At 36.0% G+C, this 24,249-nt stretch carries 21 protein-coding genes; 15 read left to right on the plus strand and 6 right to left on the minus strand.

Annotated features, from left to right (window positions below):
• Positions 1 to 2: 2 nt before the first annotated feature.
• From rihC to LEUM_RS03895, 3 genes are all read left to right on the plus strand, one after another.
• A complete protein-coding gene (gene rihC / locus LEUM_RS03885) occupies positions 3 to 935 on the plus strand; it encodes a ribonucleoside hydrolase RihC (RefSeq protein WP_011679575.1) in 933 nt (310 codons plus the stop codon).
• A 1-nt stretch (position 936) separates the two neighbouring features.
• Entirely contained in the window at positions 937 to 1,896 is a 960-nt protein-coding gene (locus LEUM_RS03890; protein WP_011679576.1) for a nucleoside hydrolase, read from the plus strand.
• A gap of 122 nt (positions 1,897 to 2,018) precedes the next feature.
• Positions 2,019 to 3,302, plus strand: a complete 1,284-nt coding sequence (locus LEUM_RS03895; RefSeq protein WP_011679577.1) for a chloride channel protein — start codon at positions 2,019 to 2,021, stop codon at positions 3,300 to 3,302.
• Positions 3,303 to 3,366: 64 nt separating this feature from the next.
• Here the strand turns inward: LEUM_RS03895 and LEUM_RS03900 are convergent, their stop codons facing one another.
• Positions 3,367 to 4,323 carry a KpsF/GutQ family sugar-phosphate isomerase gene (locus tag LEUM_RS03900; RefSeq protein WP_031295622.1) on the minus strand — a complete coding sequence of 319 codons (957 nt, stop codon included), beginning with the start codon at positions 4,321 to 4,323 and terminating at the stop codon, positions 3,367 to 3,369.
• A complete protein-coding gene (kdsA, locus tag LEUM_RS03905; protein WP_011679578.1) occupies positions 4,307 to 5,158 on the minus strand; it encodes a 3-deoxy-8-phosphooctulonate synthase in 852 nt (283 codons plus the stop codon). Before kdsA ends, LEUM_RS03900 begins: the two co-directional genes overlap by 17 nt.
• Positions 5,159 to 5,414: 256 nt before the next feature.
• On the opposite strand from kdsA, the gene LEUM_RS03910 reads away from it, so the two are divergent.
• The 5 genes from LEUM_RS03910 (at position 5,415) to LEUM_RS03930 (ending at position 9,904) form a co-directional block, all read left to right on the plus strand.
• On the plus strand, positions 5,415 to 5,864 hold the full coding sequence (locus tag LEUM_RS03910; protein WP_004164151.1) for a Fur family transcriptional regulator: 450 nt from the start codon (positions 5,415 to 5,417) through the stop codon (positions 5,862 to 5,864).
• 235 nt (positions 5,865 to 6,099) lie between these two features.
• A complete protein-coding gene (locus LEUM_RS03915; protein WP_011679579.1) occupies positions 6,100 to 6,990 on the plus strand; it encodes a metal ABC transporter solute-binding protein in 891 nt (296 codons plus the stop codon).
• Positions 6,991 to 6,997: 7 nt separating this feature from the next.
• Positions 6,998 to 7,684, plus strand: coding sequence for an ATP-binding cassette domain-containing protein (locus LEUM_RS03920; RefSeq protein ID WP_011679580.1), 687 nt, complete (start codon positions 6,998 to 7,000; stop codon positions 7,682 to 7,684).
• Positions 7,677 to 8,477 carry a metal ABC transporter permease gene (locus LEUM_RS03925; RefSeq protein ID WP_011679581.1) on the plus strand — a complete coding sequence of 267 codons (801 nt, stop codon included), beginning with the start codon at positions 7,677 to 7,679 and terminating at the stop codon, positions 8,475 to 8,477. Before LEUM_RS03920 ends, LEUM_RS03925 begins: the two co-directional genes overlap by 8 nt.
• Before the next feature lie 95 nt (positions 8,478 to 8,572).
• Entirely contained in the window at positions 8,573 to 9,904 is a 1,332-nt protein-coding gene (locus tag LEUM_RS03930; protein ID WP_011679582.1) for a dihydrolipoyl dehydrogenase family protein, read from the plus strand.
• Between the two features lie 76 nt (positions 9,905 to 9,980).
• Here the strand turns inward: LEUM_RS03930 and LEUM_RS03935 are convergent, their stop codons facing one another.
• Positions 9,981 to 11,654 carry a hypothetical protein gene (locus LEUM_RS03935; RefSeq protein ID WP_011679583.1) on the minus strand — a complete coding sequence of 558 codons (1,674 nt, stop codon included), beginning with the start codon at positions 11,652 to 11,654 and terminating at the stop codon, positions 9,981 to 9,983.
• A 194-nt stretch (positions 11,655 to 11,848) separates the two neighbouring features.
• Between LEUM_RS03935 and LEUM_RS03940 the strand changes: the two genes are divergently transcribed.
• A complete protein-coding gene (locus LEUM_RS03940) occupies positions 11,849 to 13,549 on the plus strand; it encodes a hypothetical protein (protein WP_011679584.1) in 1,701 nt (566 codons plus the stop codon).
• Between the two features lie 46 nt (positions 13,550 to 13,595).
• On the opposite strand, the gene add is transcribed toward LEUM_RS03940, so the two are convergent.
• Positions 13,596 to 14,612 (minus strand): adenosine deaminase, encoded by a 1,017-nt coding sequence (gene add, locus LEUM_RS03945; RefSeq protein WP_011679585.1) that lies wholly within the window; start codon positions 14,610 to 14,612, stop codon positions 13,596 to 13,598.
• Positions 14,613 to 14,859: 247 nt separating this feature from the next.
• On the opposite strand from add, the gene LEUM_RS03950 reads away from it, so the two are divergent.
• The 3 genes from LEUM_RS03950 to LEUM_RS03960 are packed head-to-tail and all read left to right on the plus strand — an operon-like array spanning position 14,860 to position 18,045.
• Entirely contained in the window at positions 14,860 to 16,272 is a 1,413-nt protein-coding gene (locus LEUM_RS03950; RefSeq protein WP_011679586.1) for a cryptochrome/photolyase family protein, read from the plus strand.
• Positions 16,273 to 16,298: 26 nt separating this feature from the next.
• Positions 16,299 to 17,345, plus strand: coding sequence for an ABC transporter permease (locus LEUM_RS03955; protein ID WP_011679587.1), 1,047 nt, complete (start codon positions 16,299 to 16,301; stop codon positions 17,343 to 17,345).
• A gap of 4 nt (positions 17,346 to 17,349) precedes the next feature.
• On the plus strand, positions 17,350 to 18,045 hold the full coding sequence (locus tag LEUM_RS03960; RefSeq protein WP_011679588.1) for an ABC transporter ATP-binding protein: 696 nt from the start codon (positions 17,350 to 17,352) through the stop codon (positions 18,043 to 18,045).
• 46 nt (positions 18,046 to 18,091) lie between these two features.
• Here LEUM_RS03960 and LEUM_RS03965 read toward each other — a convergent pair whose 3' ends face one another.
• The gene (locus tag LEUM_RS03965) at positions 18,092 to 18,637 is read right to left on the minus strand and encodes a TetR/AcrR family transcriptional regulator (RefSeq protein WP_011679589.1); all 546 of its coding nucleotides are present in this window, start codon (positions 18,635 to 18,637) and stop codon (positions 18,092 to 18,094) included.
• A 173-nt stretch (positions 18,638 to 18,810) separates the two neighbouring features.
• Here LEUM_RS03965 and LEUM_RS03970 point away from each other — a divergent pair, with 173 nt between their 5' ends.
• The 3 genes from LEUM_RS03970 (at position 18,811) to LEUM_RS03975 (ending at position 23,234) form a co-directional block, all read left to right on the plus strand.
• A complete protein-coding gene (locus LEUM_RS03970; protein WP_011679590.1) occupies positions 18,811 to 21,819 on the plus strand; it encodes an MMPL family transporter in 3,009 nt (1,002 codons plus the stop codon).
• Positions 21,797 to 22,396, plus strand: coding sequence for an MMPL family transporter (locus LEUM_RS10935; protein ID WP_341349449.1), 600 nt, complete (start codon positions 21,797 to 21,799; stop codon positions 22,394 to 22,396). Before LEUM_RS03970 ends, LEUM_RS10935 begins: the two co-directional genes overlap by 23 nt.
• Positions 22,397 to 22,802: 406 nt before the next feature.
• Positions 22,803 to 23,234 (plus strand): universal stress protein, encoded by a 432-nt coding sequence (locus tag LEUM_RS03975; RefSeq protein ID WP_011679591.1) that lies wholly within the window; start codon positions 22,803 to 22,805, stop codon positions 23,232 to 23,234.
• A gap of 273 nt (positions 23,235 to 23,507) precedes the next feature.
• Here the strand turns inward: LEUM_RS03975 and LEUM_RS03980 are convergent, their stop codons facing one another.
• Complete coding sequence (locus LEUM_RS03980) at positions 23,508 to 24,104, minus strand: Ltp family lipoprotein (protein WP_011679592.1); 597 nt, start codon at positions 24,102 to 24,104, stop codon at positions 23,508 to 23,510.
• Between the last annotated feature and the right edge of the window lie 145 nt (positions 24,105 to 24,249).

Raw genomic sequence — 24,249 nt, forward strand, 5'->3', positions numbered from 1 at the left:
TGATGATACCTATAATTTTAGACATGGATCCAGGGATTGATGATGCAGTTGCTCTATCGATTGCCCTCAGCAATCCTAGCATTGATATCAAGCTACTAACAAGTGTTGCTGGAAATGTTAGTGTTGACAAAACAACCAATAATTTATTAAAGTTGACAACATTTTTTCATCAAACGCAGATTCCGGTTGCAAAAGGTGCCGCTGCACCATTGAAAAAAGATTTCTCTGATGCTGCTTATATTCATGGCGAATCGGGTATGCCTGGATATGATTTTCCTCAAGTGACAAAAGAAGCAATTAAATTAGATGCAATTACTGCAATGGCCGAAGAACTGGAGGCATCGATCGTGCCAATGACTATTGTTGCTACTGGGTCGTATACGAATATTGCAATGTTGATCCAAAAATATCCAAGTCTACTTCACAAGATTGAAAAATTTGTTTTGATGGGTGGCTCTTTGTCAGGAGGGAATGTGTCTTCAGTTGCAGAATTTAACGTGTTTACTGATCCAGATGCAGCCGACATTGTTTTCAAAAGTGGTGTGCCAATTGTTATGGTTGGCCTTGATGTAACGCTCAAGGCGCTATTACCTTTTGAAACAATAGATGCTATTGGTAGTCAAGGGGAAGCAGGTGAAATGTTACAGAAAGTTATGACAGCTTATGGTGATACTGCAGAAGGTGGTAAGCCTATGCATGATGTCAATACAATTTGTTATCTATTAAATCCTGAATTTTATACAGTAAAAGATTACTGGGTTGATATTATTGTTTCTGGACCGGCTGCGGGCGCCACGATTGCCGACACGCAAAATCGATGGTCAGAAGGTCGATTGAATGCACAGGTGGCGGTTGATATTGACACAACAGCGTTTGAAAAGTGGTTTGTTGAACAAGTACCGAAAATGAATCAATATCGTAAAGAGGAAAATTAAAATGGCATCAACAAAAATGATTTTGGACTTGGATACTGGTGTTGATGATGCGCTAGCTTTGGCTTTAGCTGTGTGTGATCCACGAGTGGATTTAATTGGTGTGATTGCTTCTTACGGTAACACACTAATGAAAACTGCAGCACAAAATACATTAGATTTATTACATTTGTTACATGCTGACGAAGTACCTGTATACTTAGGCGAATCACAGGCTTCCACAGTTAATGATTTTGAGGTAATGCCTATATCGAAAGCTATTCATGGTGACAATGGTGTAGGAAATATTTTATTAGAAAAATCGCCGCGATCAATTGAAAAAGAAAGTGGCATTCAGTTCTTAATAAATATGGCTCATCAATACCAAGATGAATTAGTATATGTACCCACTGGACCATTGACGAATTTAGCCAAAGCATTACAAATTGATCCAAAGATTGCACAGTTGATTGGGAATACTACATTAATGGGTGGTGCTTTAACGGTTCCTGGCAATGTTACACCATTTACAGAGGCAAATATTAACCAGGACCCGCAGGCCGCAGATCAAGTATTTACTGCTCAAGAACACTTGACAATGGTAGGTTTAGACGTGACCCTTCGTACGCTACTGACAAAGGCACACACAAAAAAGTGGCGTGACTTAGGAACTAAAGCTGGTCAAACATATGCTGATTTGATGGACTATTATATTGATGCATATGATAATTTAGGTATTGATCACAGGGGAGCGGCCTTACATGATCCTTTAGCCGTTGCGGTAGCGATAGATCCAAGTTATGTTATGACAATTTCATTAAATATGCGCGTGACTCATGATCAAAAAACGAAAGATTATGGCCGAACGATTGGCGATCGGGAGCGGCTACTTGAACCGACAACGACAAAAGTGGCCGTTGGTGTAAAGTCTGAGCGCTTCGTACATGACTTCATGGATTTTATGATTGCAGTTTTAAAAAATTAATAAAGTAGAAAGATGGCCATTACGATAAGTAATTTGTTGTAGTGGCAATCTTTTTTTGTTTAGTTATTATATAATAGTGAGGTAATTCAATATTTATCAGAGAGATAGGGTGAGTGCTTGTCATGAAAAACACATTGCAGAAAAACAACGTTAAATCCGATCAGAGTAAACATCAGTTAATGGTTTTAATTGGTGGAACAGTTTTGATTGGCATTGTCGTTGGCCTCAGTTCTCTTTTTTTAGGGCTTTTATTAGAGTATGTTGAACAATTATTTTTGAACTACGAAGAAACCGTTTGGCAACCAGCTCCAACCGGAACAATTCCTGTCCGCCGATTATTTTCAGTGCTTATCGGTAGTGTGATTGCTGCCGTTATTTGGTGGTTTTTAAGAACAAAGACAAAACCAACGGTGGGGATTACTAAAGCATTGTCGGGAGAGAAGATGCCTTTTTGGCAAACTATCCTTCATGTCATGACACAAATATTTTATGTAGGTACTGGTGGTTCAGTGGGGCGTGAGCTCGCTCCTCGAGAAGCTGGCGCTATGCTTGCCCAAAAAGTAGGGTCGGCGTTTGAAAAATTTAGCCTGCCTCAGTTATCTAGTGATGATCGTAAATTACTAATTGCATCAGCCGCAGGCGCTGGTTTTGCAGGAATATACATTGCGCCAATAACAGGAATGTTTTTTTGTACTGAAATTTTATTAAAAAAAATGACGGTACGTACAGTTGCAGTCAGCTTAAGTATGTCAACGATTGCAATGCTTATTGGGTCAATCGCCAAAGGCTTTAAGCCATATTACTTAGTTGGGGATGCAAAATTGTCAGTAGCCACTTTGCTGGTGGTGTTAGTGATTGCACCATTATGTGGTATTGCTGGGGCATTATTTCGAAAGTTATGCCAATGGGCAGAAAAAAATCAAACCCGCAAGAATAACATTCTGTGGCAATTACCTATGATGGGATTGACCACGGGACTAATTTCCATAATATTCCCAGAAGTGATGGGCAATGGTCGGTCGTTAGCACAATTGGCTATCAACAGTGAAGGGTTTCTTTCTGTGAGTTTATTGCTATTGGGTGCTTTAACAAAAATGGTGGTGACTGTATTGACCATTCGATTTGGTGCTGCTGGAGGGACCTTGACCCCAGCAATTGCCATTGGGGCTGTTCTAGGAGCATTTATTGGTAGTTTTTTACTTTATTTGGTTCCAGGTATTCCAATGTGGGAAGTAGCTATATTAGGTGCTGCCACGTTACTTGCCGCCTCACAACAAGCACCGTTAATGGCCTTATTTATGATATTTGAAATTTGCCATTTGAATTATGCGATGTTATTACCACTTGGTCTGGGCGTTTTAATATCAATTGTTATCTCGCGAAAAGTATTGAGTCAGTTCAACTGATTTATATATGTTTATATCAAAAAAGACTGGAGGTTTTTCCAGTCTTTTTGGTACAAAGCAAATATCATTCTAATACATCATGAATGGTGACCACACCGACAACTTTTTTATCCTTATCCAAAACGACTAAGTTGGAAATATTATAGTTGGCCATTTTTCTCCAAGCTTCACGATTTCTTTTGTCTTCACTAATACTAATGAAACCTTGTGTCATATAATCTTTTGCTGTTGATCCTTTGACTTTACTGATATTAAGGAACTTTTTTCGAATATCACCATCAGTAATAATACCAATCACATTTTCTTGTTCATCTTTGACTAAGGTAATACCTATCCCGTAGTCACTGATACGGTAGATTACCTCATTGATTGAGGTGTCGACATGAACATAGGGAATTTTAGTGTGCATTGAATTTTTAACGTTTTGAAGCAAAATTTTTCCAATGGAGCCGCCAGGATGGTACATTGCGAAGCTTTCACGATCAAACTCTTTGGCAGTTTCGATGGCAACGAGCAAGGCATCTCCCATGACAAGTGTGGCTGTTGTTGAGCTAGTTGGTGCTAACTTTGTGATATCGGCTTCTTCAGCAACATCAATTGAGAGCACAATATCTGTATTTTTTGCGAGAGTCGAATCTTCAGAACCTGTCATGGCTATAGTTGCCAATTCATTGTTATGAATATTTTGTAGTGCTGACAGGGCTTGAAGTACTTCTTGTGTTTCACCACTGTTGGATATGAATATAACAACGTCATCAGATGATACACGTCCTAAATCACCATGATAAGCTGTCCCTGCATCAATATAGAAACTTGCCAAGCCTACTGAAGAAAATGAAGCAGCAATTTTATCAGCGATGATACCAGATTTTCCAATGCCGATAAATATAACGCGACCTTTAGTAGATAAAATTTTATCTACTGCTTCATCAAATGATTTACCCAGCGAGCTTTTGACGCGAGTCAGTGCTTCTATCTCAACATCAAATGTTTTCTTTGCGTCTTCATAATAAACCTTCATGATCATAAACCGCCTTCATCTTGAGATTTTGATGGAAGAGGTCGTTAGCTACCTCTAAGATTGGACGTATTTTAGAAAGGTATAATTGACTATCCTGATCAGAAATAGCCTTTGGTGGGTTGGGGTGTACTTCCGCAAAGATACCAGCGACACCAATCGTTAAGGCTGCGCGCATCAATGGGAATGCATAATCTCTATTACCACCCGAATGGTTACCATAACCACTAGGTATTTGGATAGAGTGAGTAGCATCGTAGATGATAGGAAAATTAGTCTCACGCATTTGAATAAGACTGGTCATATCAACTACGAGCTGATGATAACCAAACATACTACCACGCTCAGTAACTAAAATATGTTTGTTGGTTTCTTCGACCTTATGCACAGCACTTTGAATATCTTCTGGTGCCATGAATTGAGCTTTTTTAATATTGACGACACGACCAGTTTTGCCAGCGGCAATTAAGAGGTCAGTTTGTCGACTTAGATAGGCAGGAATCTGTAATACATCAGCGACCTTTGCAACTGGTTCACATTGGTAAGATTCGTGAACATCAGTAACGATAGGGACATTATAAGTCTCTTTTATCTTTTTCAAAATTTCAAGGCCATGAGCCATTCCCGCACCACGATCGGAATCAAGTGAACTACGATTGGCCTTATCGAAAGATGATTTGAAAACAAAGTTGATGCCCAATTCGTCAGTAATTTCTTTTAACTTTTCGGCAACCTCAGCACATGTCTCATATGATTCAATTGCGCATGGACCAGCTAACAGCGTTAGCTTATCATCCGAAAAATTGTACTCTTGGAAAACTTCACTAATTTTTGTCATAATATATCTCCTTATATAGATACAAACGATGCACATATCCTCGCGGTATGTGCCACGAGCCCAAGTATTGAGTGAAGAAGCCTTGGTAAACTTATTGTAGCATTTTTGAATTTAGAAGTAGTAAAAAATGACTTTTCAAGTTTTAAGGAAACAAGCGAGAGCGACTGCTACTTTGGAACAAAGCAGTGGACTAAATAATAATTATGAGAGATAATAATTGTTAAGTAAATTTGATGAATAATGAAAGTGTAATACTATGACAGATGAAGAGACACAATACAAAAAAGGGTTGGATATCTTACAGAACAGCGAATTTCGTGTAACGAAACAACGCAAAGATCTCCTGAAATACTTATCAAAATTTGAATCACAATACGTCTCAGTGACTGATGTTGATAGTTTTATGCAACAACTGTATCCTAATGTTAGCCATACAACAACTTATCGTAATATCAAAGAATTCTCTGAGCTGGGCATCGTTGAACAACGTTCTGAAAATGGTCAGCTGAATGTCAAATTTCAATGTGACTTTGTTTCGCCACAACATGGCCACTTTTTTTGCCAAAATTGTCATCGGGTGATAAAAATAGATTCAAGTTTGTCTCCTGCATTAAAAGACTCATTGAAAGAATTTTTAGTATTAAACATAAAATTAGAATTGTTTGGTTTGTGTGACCGGTGTCAGCAAAATAACAAGACAGCATGACATTAAGTTACCTTATTTATAAAAAAGAGCAGCTATATTGTAAAGATATAGTTGCTCTTTTTCTTTTAAAGTAATCATTACTTTTTGTTGACTTTAATAGTAATGATTACTATAATAAAAAAGAAATATTTTAACACTAAATATAGAGAGAAGGCAGTTCTTATGTTTCAAACTTAAACAAAACGTTTATCTCAACATAAATTTTAGAATAGATGAGAAAGTAGGAAATAGAATTATGAAACAAAAGTATTTTTTTGGCAGTTTGATTGGCGTTATTTTAACGCTCTTCATATTTGTTACTGGTAACAGCACAGTGAGAGCTGATACAAAAAATATCCAGGTAGTTTCCTCAGTTGATTTTTATGGGGAAGCAGCTCAAAAAGTGTTGGGTCAGTATGGTACGGTTAAATCGGTCATTACGAACCCTAATGTTGATCCACATGATTATGAACCAAGTGCCAAAATTGCTACAGAAGTTTCCAAGGCTGATTTAGTTGTATACAATGGCATTGGTTATGATTCTTGGATGACTAAGCTAGCAAAAAATGCAAATGTTAAATCTGTTCGAGTTGGTGAAGATATTTTAGGAAAGAAAAACGGCGATAATCCTCACTTATGGTATCAAAGCCAAACCATGCCTAAACTCGCAAACTACTTGGCTGACAAGTTTTCAAAAATAGATCCTAAACATAAGGCTGCTTTTAAAGCAAACGCTAAAAAATACATCGCAAGCTTGGAACCTATTCAAACAAAAATAAAATCACTAAAAAAGAATTCAGATAATAAGTTAGTTGATGTAAGTGAACCGGTATTTGATTACGCTTTGGAAGAACTTGGATATTCTGAAAATAATACACATTTTTCTAAGTCTGTTGAAGATGGTACAGACCCATCACCAAAAGATATCAAGGCAATGCAAGATGATATTAAAAATAAAAAAATCAGCTTCTTTGTTCAAAATACGCAAGCAACCGACAAAACAGTTGGACAATTAGAAAAGTTAGCAAAGAAGCATGATGTACCAGTATTAAATGTTACTGAAACGATGCCTAAGGGTAAAAACTACAAACAATGGATGTTAAGTCAGTATAAGCAGTTAGAAAAAATCCAAAAATCAGAACAGTAGTCATCATATGATTGAGAAAATTTTAGAAGTTAAACAGTTGGATGTTGAAGTGCCAGGAAGTCTATTAATTCAGCAACTTTCTTTTTCAACCTACTCAGGGGCATTATTATGCATCACCGGCGATAACGGGGTTGGCAAAACAACCCTAATTAATTATTTACTAAAGGCAGCAAGAGACAAAAATAGTTATCAATCAGAAATTTATTTGCACATTAAATTTGATGACATTCAATTAGTACCACAATTTAGAGATATTGATGCAGAGTATCCGCTTAGTGTAAAGGATTTTGTAGCGTTGAATTTGACGCATCCTCTTACGCCTTGGCTAACTCTTTCAGAAAAGAAGCACTTAGAAAAAATTATTTCTGTAACTAATTTAAACGAGATTAAGAATCGTGCTTTAGGTCGTGTTTCAGGTGGCGAAAAGCAGCGTGCCTACTTAGCACAAGCATTAATGGCAAATCCCAAGATGTTGATTTTAGATGAGAGTACCTCTAATTTGGATTATGAGTCACGGATTGATCTTTTGAAACTAGTTAAAAAAGTTATTGCACAAGAACAGTTAGCTGTTATTTTCATTACACATGATCCGGAGCTGGTTAGTTTGTTTGGTGATTATGAACTGCACATTAGTAATCACCACGGTGAAATGAACGAATTGCCTTCTTCTGCAGAAAGGGGTACGCATGTTTAATTATCCGTTTATGCAGTATGCGTTCATAGCAAGCTTTTTTATATCAATTATTTGTGCAGTTGTTGGTGTTTTCGTTGTGGCACGTAAAACATCCTTTTATGTCCATACTTTATCTGAAATTAGTTTTTCAGGTGCAAGTTTTGCTATTTTTGCCGGAATATCACCCATTGGCGGCATGCTATTATTTACGATACTAAGTTCAATATTTGTTTCTCTCGCAGGTAACCGGTTGAGTCAACGGGAATCTTCTATTAGTGTTTTTTCAGCAATATTCATTGGATTAGGCGTTTTATTTTTGTCGCTGTCGAATAAGCAGTCTAGTTATGCTACTAACATTTTATTTGGTAGTATTGTTGGTATTAGCCAAGAAAATCTATATGAGCTATTAGTTTTAATTATCGTTATTTTACTAATCACGCTATTAATGTATCGAAAGCTCAAGTATATATCTTTTGATACAATCGGTTCTGATTTGAATGCTAAAGGCACCGTCTGGATTTCTTTACTATTCTTAATACTAGTGGCATGCACTGTCAGTGTGACCGCGCAAATTGTTGGATCATTATTGATATTTTCTTTGTTAACGGTTCCTGCATCCTCTGCCAAATACATTGTTAGGTCTGTCCATCATATGATATTGCTTTCGTTTGTGTTTGCATTGTTTGGCACCTGGATGGGATTGTATTTGAGCTATATTAGTAATTGGCCTGTCAGCTTCTTTATCACTATTATTGAGGGTGCTATTTATTGCTTATCATTGCTATATTATAAAATAGACATGTTACATCGTTAATCATTGAGCGAGTATATTGTTTGCCATAAACATTTGCCTGAACTATAATTGCCATAACTGATATAGGAAGAGCCACTAAAATTGGAGGAAATTTTATGACACAGCAATACGATTATGATGTTTTATATTTGGGTAGTGGGCATGGTACGTTTGATGGTGCAGTTCCACTTGCTCAATCAGGGGTCAAAGTCGGTATTATCGAAAAAGATTTGATTGGTGGTACATGTCCAAACTATGGTTGTAATGCTAAAATTACACTCGATGCTCCAGTTACTTTACTTCGTGAATCAGAGCGTTTCTCGGGCGTCGTTGCGGGTAACTTGAAAATCAACTGGAAAGAAAGTGTTGCGCACAAGCAAGAAGTAATTGACGAGTTGCCAGGAATGATTGGTGGACTTATCAAGAGTTCAGGCATTGATATTATTCAAGGATCAGGTGTTTTTCAAGATAATCACACTATTCTAGTAGATGGTCAGCCAAAAACAGCTGATAAAATTGTCATTTCAACTGGCTTACGTCCACATAGGCTTGATATTCCTGGTAGTGAGTTGGCCCATGATAGCCGTGAGTTTATGGATTTAACTGAATTACCCGACAAGATTGTTATTATAGGATCTGGCTACATTAGCATGGAGTTTGTAACAATTGCCAATGCTGCTGGTTCTGACGTTACAGTGCTGATGCACGGGGACAAAGCGCTTAAAGAATTTTATCAGCCATATGTCAACAAAGTAATTGATGACCTTAAGGAACGTGGGGTAAAGTTTGTTAAAAATGCTAAGGTTTCAAGTTTTGAAAAATCAGGTGATCAAGTTATCGTGAATTATGGTGATGATCAGTCATTATCAGTTGGATGGGTGTTAGATGCGACTGGTCGCATCCCAAATACCGACAACTTAGGGTTATCAGAGATTGGCGTGAACTACAATGAAAAAGGTGTGATCGTTAACGAGTATTTGCAAACTAATGTTGATAACATATACGCATCAGGTGATGTTATTGATAAAACACAGCCTAAATTGACGCCAACAGCAATTTTTGAATCAACTTATTTGTTTAAGCGTTTTTCTGGGCAAAGCAGAGAACCTATCACATATCCTGTGATTCCATCAGTTGTATTTACATCTCCTAGAATTGCTAAAGTTGGAGTAGCTGTTGAAGAGGCAAAAGAGAACAATTATCAAATTGAAGAGAATAATTTGGTTGGTGATTGGTATCGTAAGGTGAACAAGGAAACAATTAGTGAGAACACCTTAATTTTTGATGATGAACATCGATTGCTTGGTGCAACAGAAGTCAGTGAACAAGCAGAAAATGTTATCAACACATTGCTACCAGCCGTTGAATTTAAGTTTAACAAAGAAGAAATTGCTCGGTTAATTCACTTGTTCCCTTCAATCAGCGCCTCTACTTGGGATTTGTTATAAGCTAGTGACAGCTTAAACTTTCTATGGTGCTGTAATCATAAAATAAAAAAGTATAATAAAAAACGCCAAAAAGATATTACTTATCCTTCTGACGCTTTTTATTTTTTCTTGCAAAACTGTTTGAGTTGGCAAATGTTAGTTTCCCGATACTGTACACTGTCGTTAATAGACTAATCAGCATCGTGAAATAATTACTGATATTTACTGTAACCGTAATCTTTAAATGGTTCAGTCCCTTAGGAATTTTTAATTTAAGAGCGTGGCTGTTTGCAAGTTTTACTTTTTTGTGATTTAAAGTAACATTGTAATGAATGCCTGAGTATACAGCAATTGGTAGAGAATAGTACCCTTCCTTTGCCGTAGTGATCATGTACTCAGCACTATTATATGTTTGCGATTTTATTTTCAGGGAAGAAACACTTGCATTTTGTAAAGCAGTTATTCTAGATTGTAGTTGATGCTTATTGTTTGCGGGTAAATAATCAATTCCTATTGCGCTATTTTTAATGGTTTGGACATAGTTGTCTCTAGTTAGCCAAAACCGGTAACCATCTTTCGTGGTTTTGTTGTGATAAGTGTGAACCGCATTTAAACTGACTGCGACCAAAGCTAAGGTAATCACAAAATTAATGTCTTTGTATTTTAAAGGATACTGGTCAAAATAATACATAACACTAATGGCTAGCAATAGGGAAGAAATGAACAATAATCGCCCCAAAAATTGAATCATATTGATCGGTGTACTGGTGAGGTTTTGCCAAGGTAACCAGTCAAAAGTGCTAAAAAATACGATAATTGTTGCAATTGTCCAATGGCGCCATAAACCAGATTTATTTGTAAACAACATAATCATTAGGAAAAACAATAAGAAGGTGTTAATTGGTCCCATGTTAAAGCTAGCGGAACGTTCAATGATACTATTATCAAGAAGAGCTTGCCAGTATTTTGTTGTATTTAACGGTACTAATTTTGGTGTTGGACTCATTAATAAATTGGAGGATAGCAGTGATCCGATGTTAGTGAGCGTATAAAAAGACGATAAAATCGCTAGAACGGCGGCTTTTGTGTAATTGATGACTTCTTTTCGTGTTAATTGATGACGCAAAATTCTGATAAAACAGAAAATAGCAATCATGATTGTTACAATGATTAGAGAAAGAATGTGACTGTTAGCGATGGCGCCCATACCGAATCCTAAGTATAGCCAACCATTTGCTAAATTATGCCATATTTTGAGACATCCCAGCAGTACTAGGGGTAAAAAAGCATAAGCCAGTGCTTCCCCAAGTGCATTGCGAGAATAAAGGACAGCCATATGATAAGAACTAAATTGGTATATTGTTACGCCGAGTATTTGAATCCATCTTTTATGTGTTATAAACTTAGCTAGTAGGAAAACGTTGAAAATTGTTAAAAAGTTTAAAATGATAAATCCAACCATTAATGCAACTATCGGATTATTAAACAATAATTTGGGGATTATAAAAATAGTGCTAGTTATCCATGGATACATACCGTTCATGGCAAGCCCAGTGTGGTGAAGGCCAATAAAATTTACAAGAGGGGGTAAAGAACCATGACTAAGCGCTTGTGTTATAGCGTCGTAGCGTGCCAAGTGAATATTACCATCGTAGCTCAATTTGAATGTGTTGTTGGTAAAAGCGGGTAACGTTGATAAGAGTGATGATACACAGATAATGACAAAAACAATGAAGTGATGCAACCATACTGGGGAATGACGTCTTAACATGATATATCCTTTTTTAGTTCGTTCTAAACTGATTTATACCTACCATAATAAAAACAAGGTCAAATAGCAACTATAAAAAGACTAAAATGTCATTATGTATAAATATGTTTAAAATTAATGTTCATTTTATGTTAAAACGATAGTATTTTTCTGGCGTCTAATCTTAGCCAAGAAATACATAAATAGGGGAAGTTATGTCAACATTTTTACAACAGGTTAAAAAACTATGGCCAATCGCCATTCTACTACTGTCGTCAATACTGCTTTTAATACCATTCATCTTAAATCATGCAATGATTATTGGGTCTGATGCTATTTTTCATTTTAATCGCTTGTATGATACGGCTATGCAGATAAAACATGAGAACTTTCAATATTTTATTTCCATGTATGGATTCCAATCTTCTGGTCGAATTGTCAATGCCTTGTATGGACCATTTATGGCCTACATCCAAGGGCTGATTGTATTAATCAGTCCTTCTTGGTTTGGTTATCAGGTGATTTCAAATGGCATTTTGTATTTTTTTTCTGGCTTGTCCTTGTATCTTCTTTTAAAAAAAGCTGGTGTACAGCTTGTATATAGAATACCATTAGGTATTTTTTATATGACCACATACTCTGTTCAATATTGGACATTACGACAAGGATTTTCGAGTTGGGGAGCAGCATTATTTCCACTCTGCCTTATACCGCTAATTGACTTAATTGAAAAAAAGACGCTTCATCCAGTCCAAACGGCTATATGTATCGGCATCATGTGTCAAATCCATATGTTATCAGCTTTTTTGCTTGTGTTTGTGTATGCTTGCTTTTTCTTAACAGCTTTTTTTGCTAACAGTAAGCACACTAAAATTAAGCTTTTGAAACAGCTAAGATTAGCCATTGTTATTTTCGGTTTTCTAGTATTAAATGTACTCTATAGTTTTATTGCTATTTACAGTGAAAATAATATTGCTCAACCATTTGTCAATAAATGGATGGCAGAAACAACTATTTTTAAAGGTAGTAGTTATTGGTTATTTTATCCGCCCATCTTAATGATTATTGTGCTGTTTGCTCTATGGACGATCTGTAAGCATTGGAAAAAAGAGTCGCAATTATTGAAAGTAACAGCGGTTACCTGCGGATTTTTGTTTATTTTATGTACAGATCTATTTCCGTGGAAATTATTGAATAATTCCCATAATCAATTAATTGAGACAATTCAATTTCCGTTTCGTTTTTTCGTACCTTTCACAGTTTTACTACTCCTAGCAGTTGGTTTGCTTTTGGAAAAGTGGCATACTAGATCAGTTATTTTTGGGCTCATCAGCTATGGTTTATTACTATTGTCGTTGTTGCAAACAGGCATTTCAACTAACAATGCCTTGAATGTGTGGCACCAAACGGAATCCTTTTTAAATTCTTCTGTTCATACGTATTTTACGTCTGAAAATACCAGTGAAATCAAAAAATCTTTTTTCATAAAAAATAAAGTACAAGCTTTACAATACGTGGTAAAGTCCACCCCTGATTACTTACCGGTGAAAACAGTTAAGTGTAAAGATAAATATTCACTTTATCATCATCAAGTTATTAACAAACAAAAATACTTCCATAAGTCTGTTAAAGGCAATAAGTTGGTAGTCGAATGGGAGGGCAGAAGCGTTAAGAATATTCAGGTTCCGGTTATAAAGTACACAGATACTATCATCCGATTAAATCAAAAAATGCTGCACACAAATGTCAAACTCAGTCGAATAGGAACGCCAATCGTCAAACAAAGGAAAGGTCATAATGAATTAGTTGTTTCTTATCGTAGTGATCGTCTGTTAGATACGATACTCATATTTAATTTTATCAGTTGGTTAATTGTATTTTATATGAATTACAAGTTCAAATTTTTGAACGAGTGATGATTAACTAAGAAAAGCCTGTTCCCATTAAAGGAATAGGCTTTTCTTAGTTTTTGGCGGCATATTGTTCTAACTCTTTTAAATATAATTCTTTCTGGTCGGTACTGATCCAAGCTGATTCAAAAGAATTGCGAGCTAACTGAATTAGTTGCTCCTTACTTAGATTGAAATCAGTAGCCATTTTATAGTAATTGTCACTGATATATCCACCAAAATAGGCTGGATCATCAGAATGAATGGAAATTTTAACACCTTGGTTTAACAAGTCAATCAATTCTTTACCCTTCATGTCTGGCGTAACAAAAGAATTAGAGAGGGGGCAAGATGTCAAACCGATTCCTTTTTTAATAACGAAGTTGACTAAGTCTGGGTCTTCGACGATGTTGGTACCGTGGTCGAGTCGCTCGACTTCCATGATTTCGAGTGCTTGGCGGATATGGTCAATGGAATCCTTCTGATCAATATCACAATGAGTTGTTAAATGCAGGCCGTGGGCTGCGGCATCTTCAAACTGACGAGCAAACTTTAAAGGCGGATTATTATGTTCATCAGAATCAAGTCCTACACCAATAAATTTATCTTTGTAAGGAAGCGCTTCTAGAAGCGTTTGCCGAGCTGACTCTTTCGGTAAATCACGCAAGAAACACATAATAAGTGCAGCATCAACATTTAAAGCGCGTGCATCTACAATGGCTCTATGGAGGCCAGTAATGATTGTTTTAAAGGCAATACCTCGCGTCGTATGAGCTTGAGGATCAAAGAAAATTTCGACATGACGAACATTATTGTCAGCAGCTCTTCGTAAATAGTCAAAAGCTAAATCATAAAAATCTTCTTCAGTTATTAAAACTGACATTCCTGGATAGTAGACAGCTAAAAAGGACGCTAGATCGTTAAATTGATAAGATTTTTGTATGTCTTCGACGGTTGTTTCAGTTAGCGCAATATGATTGCGTTGCGCTAACTTAAGCTTTAGCTCTGGTTCAATGGTTCCTTCAATATGCACATGTAACTCGCATTTTGGTAGTTTTTTTGTGAATTCATTCGTAATCACAGTTGTCATTGTATTGTACTCCATTTGCTGTATTGTTCTTAATTTATTGATATTTTTTATTTTAACATACTGATTGGTTGAAAATAGTCGATAAATACTTATTTATTGTTTAATTTATTTTTTATTGTTCGTTTATTAGCGATAAACGCTTTAATAGTTTATTATTTATTAATTTGATACAATGCACTATAGGCAACTGTTATGGTGTTTTGCCATAATTATTCGCAACCATAAAGAAAGAAGTAGGGGGGATAGAATGGTATCTGTTATGTGGTTTCGCAGAGATCTTAGATTAGAGGATAATATTGCATTATTTAATGCATTGCGACATAGTAATGAAATTTTGTGTGTGTTTCATATCAATCCGGAACAAGTGACAGAAAAGAGTACTGTCAATCAGAGTGCTTTTTTTGCGAGTGTCTTGTATTTTAAAAACAAACTCAAAAAACAAGGTATTAATTTAAACATAATGTATGGTGATATTAATGACTGTTTTGCTTCTTTAAAACAGAAGTTGCCAGATTGGCATGACATCTTTTTTAATTTTGATGAAAGAGGTTTTGGGAGAAATAGGGATCAAAAAAGTGTAGCTTTTTTTGAGGATAAGTTAAAGGTTAAAGCACATCCTTATATTGATTATAATCTACACGGTGCCACCGAAGTAAAAAAGGATTCAGGGGCAGGGTACAAAGTATTTACCCCTTACTTTAAAAGGTGGATACGCCAAGAAAAGCCAGCACCAGTAAGCTATGTGATTGATAAACGAATCAAAAGCGCCCGATTACTTTTTCCAGAAAATGAGCAGCTACTAGAAACATTTATTGATGATCGTTTTTCTTTTATAAAAAAAGATTTAGGTAGTGAGACGGCCAAAAAGGTGCTCAATCGATTCATTAATGAAAGTTTAGATCAGTATGATGAGGAAAGAGACTTTCCGGCAAACGACAGCACAAGCCATTTGTCGCGATATTTGCGGACTGGAGAAATATCAATTCGAACAGTTTGGCGAGCAATTGATCAGTCTCCTGATAGTGATGGCAAAAGCACGTTTATGAAAGAGCTTTGCTGGCGTGACTTCTACAACATGATTTATGTGATGTACCCGAACCAAAATGTTGAATCGGTTAATAAGGATTTTCGACATGTTGATTGGATAAACAATGAACAGCAATTTGAAGCCTGGCGGACAGGCCAAACTGGTTTTCCGATTGTAGACGCTGCTATGAGGCAATTAAATGCGACTGGATGGATGCATAATCGTTTAAGAATGATTGTCGCTTCATTTTTGACTAAAGATTTACTCATTGATTGGCGGTGGGGAGAGGCTTACTTTCACAATAAATTGCTAGATTATGATGCGGCAAGTAATATTGGCGGTTGGCAGTGGGCTGCTTCTACGGGAACAGATAGTGTTCCTTATTTTCGAATATTTAATCCTACTTTACAATCAAAAAAATTTGATTCAAATGGATTATTCATTAAAAAATATGTGCCAGAACTAAAGAATGTGGACAACAAAATGATTCATGAACCAGGAAAACTCTCGGAATCAGAACAGACACGATTTAATGTTAGAATAGGTCAGAACTATCCCTTTCCGATTGTGGATCATTCTTACGCAAGGAAACGCGCAATTAGCATTTATGAGAGCAGTAAAGATGTTAATTAAACAGTTAGAGAGGCAGGAGGCATATCATGTTTTTGGCATTAAGAGAAATCAGACATGAGAAATTACGTTATAGTTTAATTGTTACGTTAATACTTTTTATTAGCTATTTAGTTTTTATTCTAAATGGTCTTGCTACAGGCTTGTCTGATTTAAACAAGTCGGCAATTACGCAATGGCAGGCATCCAAGATACTATTAGACAAAGATGCTGAAGGACGGTTGACACAGTCATTTCTGAATAGTGATGATCAAAAGAAGGTTAGTGGGCAAGGAACTGCAATTAGCCAGTACAGCACACTAGTTAAGAACAGCCATGCTGATAAAACTAACGCACAAATTTTGGCAATTAAAAGCGATGGCTTTATCTATAAAAACATAAAAATTATATCTGGGCATCGTTTTACTGGAAATAATACGGCGACCGTATCTGATGAATTAAAAAAATCAGGGTTTGAAATCGGGGATGAGATTACCATAGCTAACAGTGACGCGAAGTTGAAAATTGTTGGCTTTACTTCGAATGCATCCCTGAACGTGGCTCCGGTTATTTATACGTCTTTTCAAACTTTAAAGACAATTAACCAGGCTCCCGTCAACGCGTTAGTGTTTAATAAAAAGATCACAGGCGACGCTCACTTTAAGAATAGCAAGTTGTACACGATAAATAGTTTTATTGAAAAGTTACCGGGTTATCAAGCCCAGCAGTTAACCTTTAAATTTATGATTGGTTTTCTTTTTGTGATTGTTTTGATTGTTATTTCAATCTTCTTATACATCTTGACAATTCAAAAATTACCTAATTTTGGTGTTATGAAAGCGCAAGGTATTTCTACTAAATATCTGGTATTAAACACCCTCACACAAACATTTTTGATGGCAGTGGTGGGTATCGGGCTGGCAATTATTTTTACAATTATAACTTCTTACGTTCTCCCTAGCGAGGTGCCAATAGCCATTTCAACCACGCAAGTGGTTGCCACAAGTTTTGGTATTTTGATTATGTCGTTACTTGGTTCCTTATTACCAATCAGGCAAATCATTAAAGTAGATCCATTTGAAATGATTGGAGGTTAATACTATGTCACGCTTAGAGTTTGAAAATGTTAGTAAAAAATATGGCACCGGAACAAGTGAATTTTTGGCTTTGGATAATGTTAATTTCAGTGCTGACTCCCAGCAATTAATATTAGTTGTTGGTCCTTCAGGTTCTGGGAAAACAACCTTTTTAACAATTGCTGGTGGATTACAATCCCCCACATCCGGTACGGTGAAAATTAATGATGAAATAATCGGCGAGTTATCGAGAAAAGAGCAGTCAGATCTCCGATTAAATACGGTAGGGTTTATTTTGCAATCTTATAACCTAGTGCCTTACTTAACGGTTAATGAGCAATTTGAACTAGTAGATAAAGTGAAAGAACAACATTTATCTCATGAAGCGTTTCGTACTGTTTTAAAAACATTAGCTATCGAGGACTTGGGAGCAAAGTATCCTAACGAACTCTCTGGTGGTCAAAGACAACGTGTTGCTATTGCGCGGGCCTTGTATGCTGATCCGGAATATATTTTAGCCGATGAACCAACTGCTTCATTGGATACAGCCCGGTCCAAAGAAGTCATGTCGCTATTACGTGAATTAGCCCATAAGAATGATAAAACAATTATTGTTGTTACCCATGATTTACGTTTGAAGGAAGAGGTGGATAAAGTTTATCAAATTATTGATGGTAAAATGTCCAAAATTGATGATGGTAAATTCAGTGAGATATATTAAAAAACCTACGTGATTCACGTAGGTTTTTTTATTAGAGAAGGAAAATTTAAGACTGATAACACCATTTGTTGAAATAAGATGTGAGCGTCTTAGGCGACTCTTTCATGTCACTTTTTATCCAATGTCTGATCATACCAACAACTCCGTTCAACGTATACTCGTATAGAAATTGCTTTTCACTCATTGATAGTGTGTCGTCGTCTGGAACTAGTTGGTTAAAAAACTTCTGTTTTGTGGTAGATAAAATATTTGCTAAAAAGTCTTGATCTTCAGTCAAAATAAAATTGAAAACTTTATTATTTTTTTTAACTAGTTCAAATATGGCTTGTAATAAAACTTCCACAGAATCAGTTTGTTTATCATTCTCAAGTATAGAAAAAAGTTCATTAGCAGTTTCTTTTTCCATATGATTCATGCAATCAGCAACATCAACAAAATGAGCATAAAATGTCCCACGATTAATATCAGCAGTTTTACAAATATCTGTCACAGATATACTGTTGATATTTTTATCGCTCATTAGGTGGATTAGAGCATCTTGTATGTTTTTTTTCGTTAACTGTGCACGTCTATTATTTTTGGTACCAACCATTTTATTTCTCCGATTCATTAGTAAGAAATACCATTAATATATTATAGCAATAAATAATAACCAGTTGATATGAAATTAAGATATGATATAATATTTTTTCGTACACTATGTTGTTTTAATAACATCATGTACGAAAAATACACTGGAGGAATAGACGGTTGAAGAGAAAAAGAATGTTTCTCATACAAGCTGTTATTTGGCTAATTATTATGATTTCGGCAGTCATATGGTTGCCAAACACAAGTCAGCTTATCAAGGAGAAAGGGGATACAAATCTTCCAAGTGCTGTCAAAAGTGAGGTAGCGCAGAAAATTCAAGACAATTGGGGCAGAGGTCAAGATAATACGCGACAAGTAATCGTTGTTTTCAACAATGGTCATGAAAAAATAACTGCTGATCAGGGAAAAAACATTGCGAAAACAGTTGATCACCTGAAGAAGAATAAATCTACCTATCATATCAAGTCAATTTTAGCGCCAGAAGATAGTTCTGAAGCTCAAGCGCAATTGCTTTCCAAAGATAAGACAACAGAATTAGTTCAGTTAACCGTGGATAAAAAGCAATCTGTCAGTCAAATGACACAAACTTTAACCAAGCAAGCTAAAACTGATGGTGTTAAAACCTACATAACAGGTAGTGACATTCTTGAAGATGACTTCTCTGAAGAAATTGAAAAAGGATTACATAAAACAGAATGGATAACGGTTGTATTTATTTTCTTAGTGTTAATGGTTGTCTTTAGATCAGTTATCACGCCGATTGTATCACTATTCTCTGTGGGGGTTGCGTTTATTACCTCACTGAGCGTTGTTATGAATTTGGTGGATAAGTTTAATTTTCCCCTTTCAAACTTCACGCAGGTATTTATGGTTGTTGTTTTGTTCGGAATAGGGACTGATTATAATATACTTTTATTTGATCAGTTTAAGGAAGAACTGAATGCAGGATATGAAAAAGTAGAAGCGACCAAACGTGCTTTGAAAACGGCTGGCAGAACAATTTTGTACAGCGGCATTTCTGTGCTGATTGGTTTTGCTACGCTGGAGCTGGCAAAGTTTTCAATTTATAAGTCAGCAGTAGGCGTTTCAATAGCGGTTGCTGTATTGTTGCTTGTACTATTAACCTTGAACCCATTCTTTATGGCTGTATTTGGTAAATACTTGTTTTGGCCAAGTAAACGGTTTGGTGAGACTTCCGAAAGCAAGTTATGGCAAGGCATAGCTAAAAAGTCCATCAAGTATCCTTTGATTGCTTTATTGACTGTGATTTTAATGGCTATACCGCTCTTTGTCAGTTACAATAGTCAATTAAACTATGACACATTAACAGAGTTAGGTGAGGATATTCCTGCTAAAAAGGGATTTAAAGTAGTTCAAAAACATTTTTCAGCAGGAACTGCAGAACCTTCGACACTATATATAAAGTCAAAGAATAGGTTAGACAATGATGCAAGTCTTCAGACTATTGATAGTTTGGCAGACAAACTAAAAAAGACCAAAGGTGTTAAGATGGTTACGTCAGCCACACGTCCTGGTGGCTCCAAAATAAAAGAGTTATATGTGCGTAATCAATTGGGTAGTGTTACTGATGGTTTAAAAAGTGCAATTTCTGGTACAAAGACTATTGGTAATGGTTTGAGTGATGCAAGTAATCAGTTATCAACTAGTAATATTAACGAGGGGGTTGATGGGGCCAAGCAATTAGCAGATGGTTCCGCAGAACTAAAGAGTGGTAGTGCACAACTAAGCTCAGGTGCAAATGATTTGAATACCGGTATAGGTACGCTATCTTCTGGCACGTCCGGGTTGGCTGAGGGGTTGGCAACTTTGGATAGTAATAAGGCGGCCATTCAATCAGGAGTTGGTACACTGAATACTGGTGTAAGTAGTTTAAACAGTGGTTCTGCACAAATTACAGATGGACTAAAGCAATTAGAATCAGAACTGAGTGCACAATCTGGCAATAATGTAGCGGGTCAACAGAGTCAGATTAATGAATTGAAGGAAAGCTTACAAAGTATGAATGAATCCATGGCATCATTATCTAAAAGCTCAGACAATAGTGATAGTCTATCCAAACTTAACAATACTTCTAGTCTGCTAACGACATCTAGTGCTAACGTACAGGCAGATGCAAGTGATTTGAAAAGTTCATTAAATACAGCTTTGAATAGTAATAGTTCACTCAATGTGCTTTCTGAAAATGATATTAATAATATTATTAGTAGCATTAATAGTAAGTCAGCATTAAGTAATGAGCAGCAAGCTGCATTAAGATCAGCATTACAAGAACAATCAAAATCCATCAATGCACAAATCAGTTCAGCACAAAGTACTAACAAAAATAATATTGCTGCAGCAAGTACAGCTGCGCAAAAATTAGAAAATGACATGTCTGCTTTTCAACAAACAGGCAATGCACTTACTGAAGAATTAAGTAATTTGAAGGCTTTTGCTGAACAAATGTCTAACTTAGGTGCTTTAGCAACCAGCTCAATTAAAGCCAATACTGCTTCAATTGCAGCATTAGATAAGCTCAGTGAAGCTATTTCTGGTACACAGCAAATACTGACGGCATTACGGGGAACAAATGGTCAAGCTGGATTAGTAAATGGTTCACAACAATTAACAGAAGGATTGTCACAATTAAATACCGGTGTATCAGATATGCAGAGTCAAATGCATACATATACAAATAGTGTTTCTAGTGCTTCTTCTGGTGCAACGGCAGTTAATAATGGTGTTGCAGAAATCAAGTCGGGTAGTCAGCGTTTAGCCGATAATCAAAGCCAATTAACTTCTGGTATTGATGCACTTAATAGTGGTCAACAAACGATGTATAATTCACTGAAAGGTACGGTTGGACAAGTTCAATCACTACAAGAGGGATTAAAAGAGGCGAGCCAAGGATCAACCCAAATCAGCGGTGGTTTAGAATCAGCAAATGATTATTTGATTGGCTTGAAAGAATCTTCAGCAGCTAATACTTACTATGTACCGAAAAATGTATTGCATGGAAAAGCATATAAATCGGCTTTAGATGCATACATGTCTGAAAATAAGAAAGCAACCAGCTTGAATATTGTTCTAGATAGTAACCCGAATTCTGAAAAAGCAATGAAGAAGGTTTCTCAGTTACAAAGTCAAGTTGAGGGCGCCCTTGAAAGGAACAGGATTAGCTAACGCAATTGCTGCAATTGGTGGGCAAACTTCGAGAACAAATGATACAAGAACAATTGCTTCGGCAGACTTCATTAGAACAGGCATTATAATGGTCGTTGGTATACTGATTGCGTTAATCTTTATTACCAAATCCTTCTTACAACCGTTATATATTATGGAAACCTTGCTGGTATCTTATGTCATGGCATTGAGCCTTACTCAGATTACAAGTCATATCTTTCTCAAGCAAGATATGCTTTCTTGGACGACACCGTTTTTCGCATTTATTATGTTATTAGCATTAGGCGTTGATTATAGTATTTTCTTAATGATGAAGTATCGTGATCTACAAAAAGAAATACCATCAGCTAGAGATAGAATTCTCAGGGCTACGGGAATAATTGGTGTCGTTGTATTGTCCGCCGCACTCATTTTAGGTGGTACTTTCGCCGCCTTGATACCTTCTGGTGTATTAACTTTGATTCAGGTGGCAATTACAGTAATCTTTGGATTAATAATATTAATTATCGTATTACCAATTGTGATACCAAGTATGATTTCTTTGACATATCCTATTAAAAGTATTAAAAGTCATTGATGGCTTACTGAATTGTTACAAAAGGATAGTTGTGTGTAAAGCACAGCTTTTTTGTTAAAATAAATTGTAAGCGCTTGCAATTCGAAGGAAGGTGTTGTATACTTTAGACATAGATTAGAAGAAGTCCTGTGGCAACGCAGTTGCTAGACTTATTTCACGTAAGTGGTATAAATGGATTTCGGCTAATCCAGGAGACAACTTGCTCGTTGTTTATATTATGAAGTTAAGTGAATGCTACGTGCATGATGTTAATTGATTAGTTTAAGCAGAATAATAATTATTTGGCCAAGTGAAAGCCTTGGGGAATGTTGTTAGAGAGTGGGTTGTTTTTTATTGTTTAAAGTATTCTTACGCTTAAGGCAGCGTTAAGATTGGCCATCTTATGTTTATTGGAAAGGAAATGCTCATGATTAATACAATTGTTGTTGCGACTGATGGTAGTGAGGCAGCTATGAGAGCTGTGGAGTACAGCACCCAGTTAGCTAAAAAATTTAATGCAAAGATAGAAATTGTTAGTGTCATTCAATACTCTACTGTTGCCTATCATGATGGTAGCCAGATTTTTTACGCCTCGATGACAGATAGCTTAACAAAGTTAGCATCAGATAATCTTTCCAAAGCAGCATCTGTTGTTGAACCTGCTGGTGTACCATTTGACACACATATCTTTAAAGGGGATGCTCGTTTCGTTTTGGTTAACGAGGTTATAGAAAATTATAATCCAGACCTGATTGTAATGGGAAAAACAGGTACAACTGTCTTGACACGAATGTTTATTGGTTCTACTGCACGTTATGTATCTGAACGTGCGGATACAAATGTCTTGCTTGTAAAATAATTGTAGTTTATAAAAAACATCTAATTAAGCAAATTAGGTGTTTTTTTGATGTTTAAACTCGCAGAAATTTAACTATTTATGATGATGCATCCAGAACAAATAGCCACCCATAATAACTAGTATTGCTGTAAGTAGCGTATAAATAAGGATGTAAATATATCTGATGTGTGACACAATGTAATTTAAAAAATGGGCCATATTTTATCTCGCTTATTAGTATTTTTATTGTAAGTCTATGATGATTGATATGTACGCCCAATAAAGGGCATTTAATTATTGCGGAAGATTTTCGATAGCATAATCAGCCTGTTCTTGGGTAAACTTTTCTCCAGCATCTGATGTTAATTGATCACGAATTGATTCAGGAGACATATCCATTTCTTGGTAAGATTTTGCAGACTCAAGAGCATTTTTGTTCCAATCAGTTTTCACATTATCAATAGCATATTGTGCTGCTTCAGGAGAAAATTTTTCTCCAGCGTCTGCTGTTAACTGATCATATAATCCTGCCTTTGACATATGCATTGTGTTAGCATATGTATCCGCACTATTAAGAGCTGACTTGTATTCTCTAGGAATATTAGTAGAGTTTGAATTACTTTCTGATGATTGAGCTTCACTAGAACTACTGGTTTCAGTAGTAGTAGATTTTTCTTCCGAGCTCGATAAGCTATCTTCTGATGAACTTGAACCACTTACTTTTGAATCCTTACTGGAAGAATTCGCTGAATTTGAATTATTATTGCTACCTGGTCTTGATAAGGCAATACAAATTAGAATAATAGTTAAGATGATAAACCAAATTCGCTTATAAAAAGGCTTCTTCTGTATATATACTTTACCATCTTCTCCGACAATTTTTTTACTCATGTTACTCTCTCCTCAGTCTTTTAACGTGGTTACTTGGCACGTAATAAAATCTCTCAATTTATCTCTATGTACTCGATACTTTCATTCTATCAATAGAAAAATAAAAAGCAAAAGAACTGCATAAGATATTAAAAAACTAGTTATC

This window comes from Leuconostoc mesenteroides subsp. mesenteroides ATCC 8293 (assembly GCF_000014445.1).
GTDB lineage: Bacteria > Bacillota > Bacilli > Lactobacillales > Lactobacillaceae > Leuconostoc > Leuconostoc mesenteroides.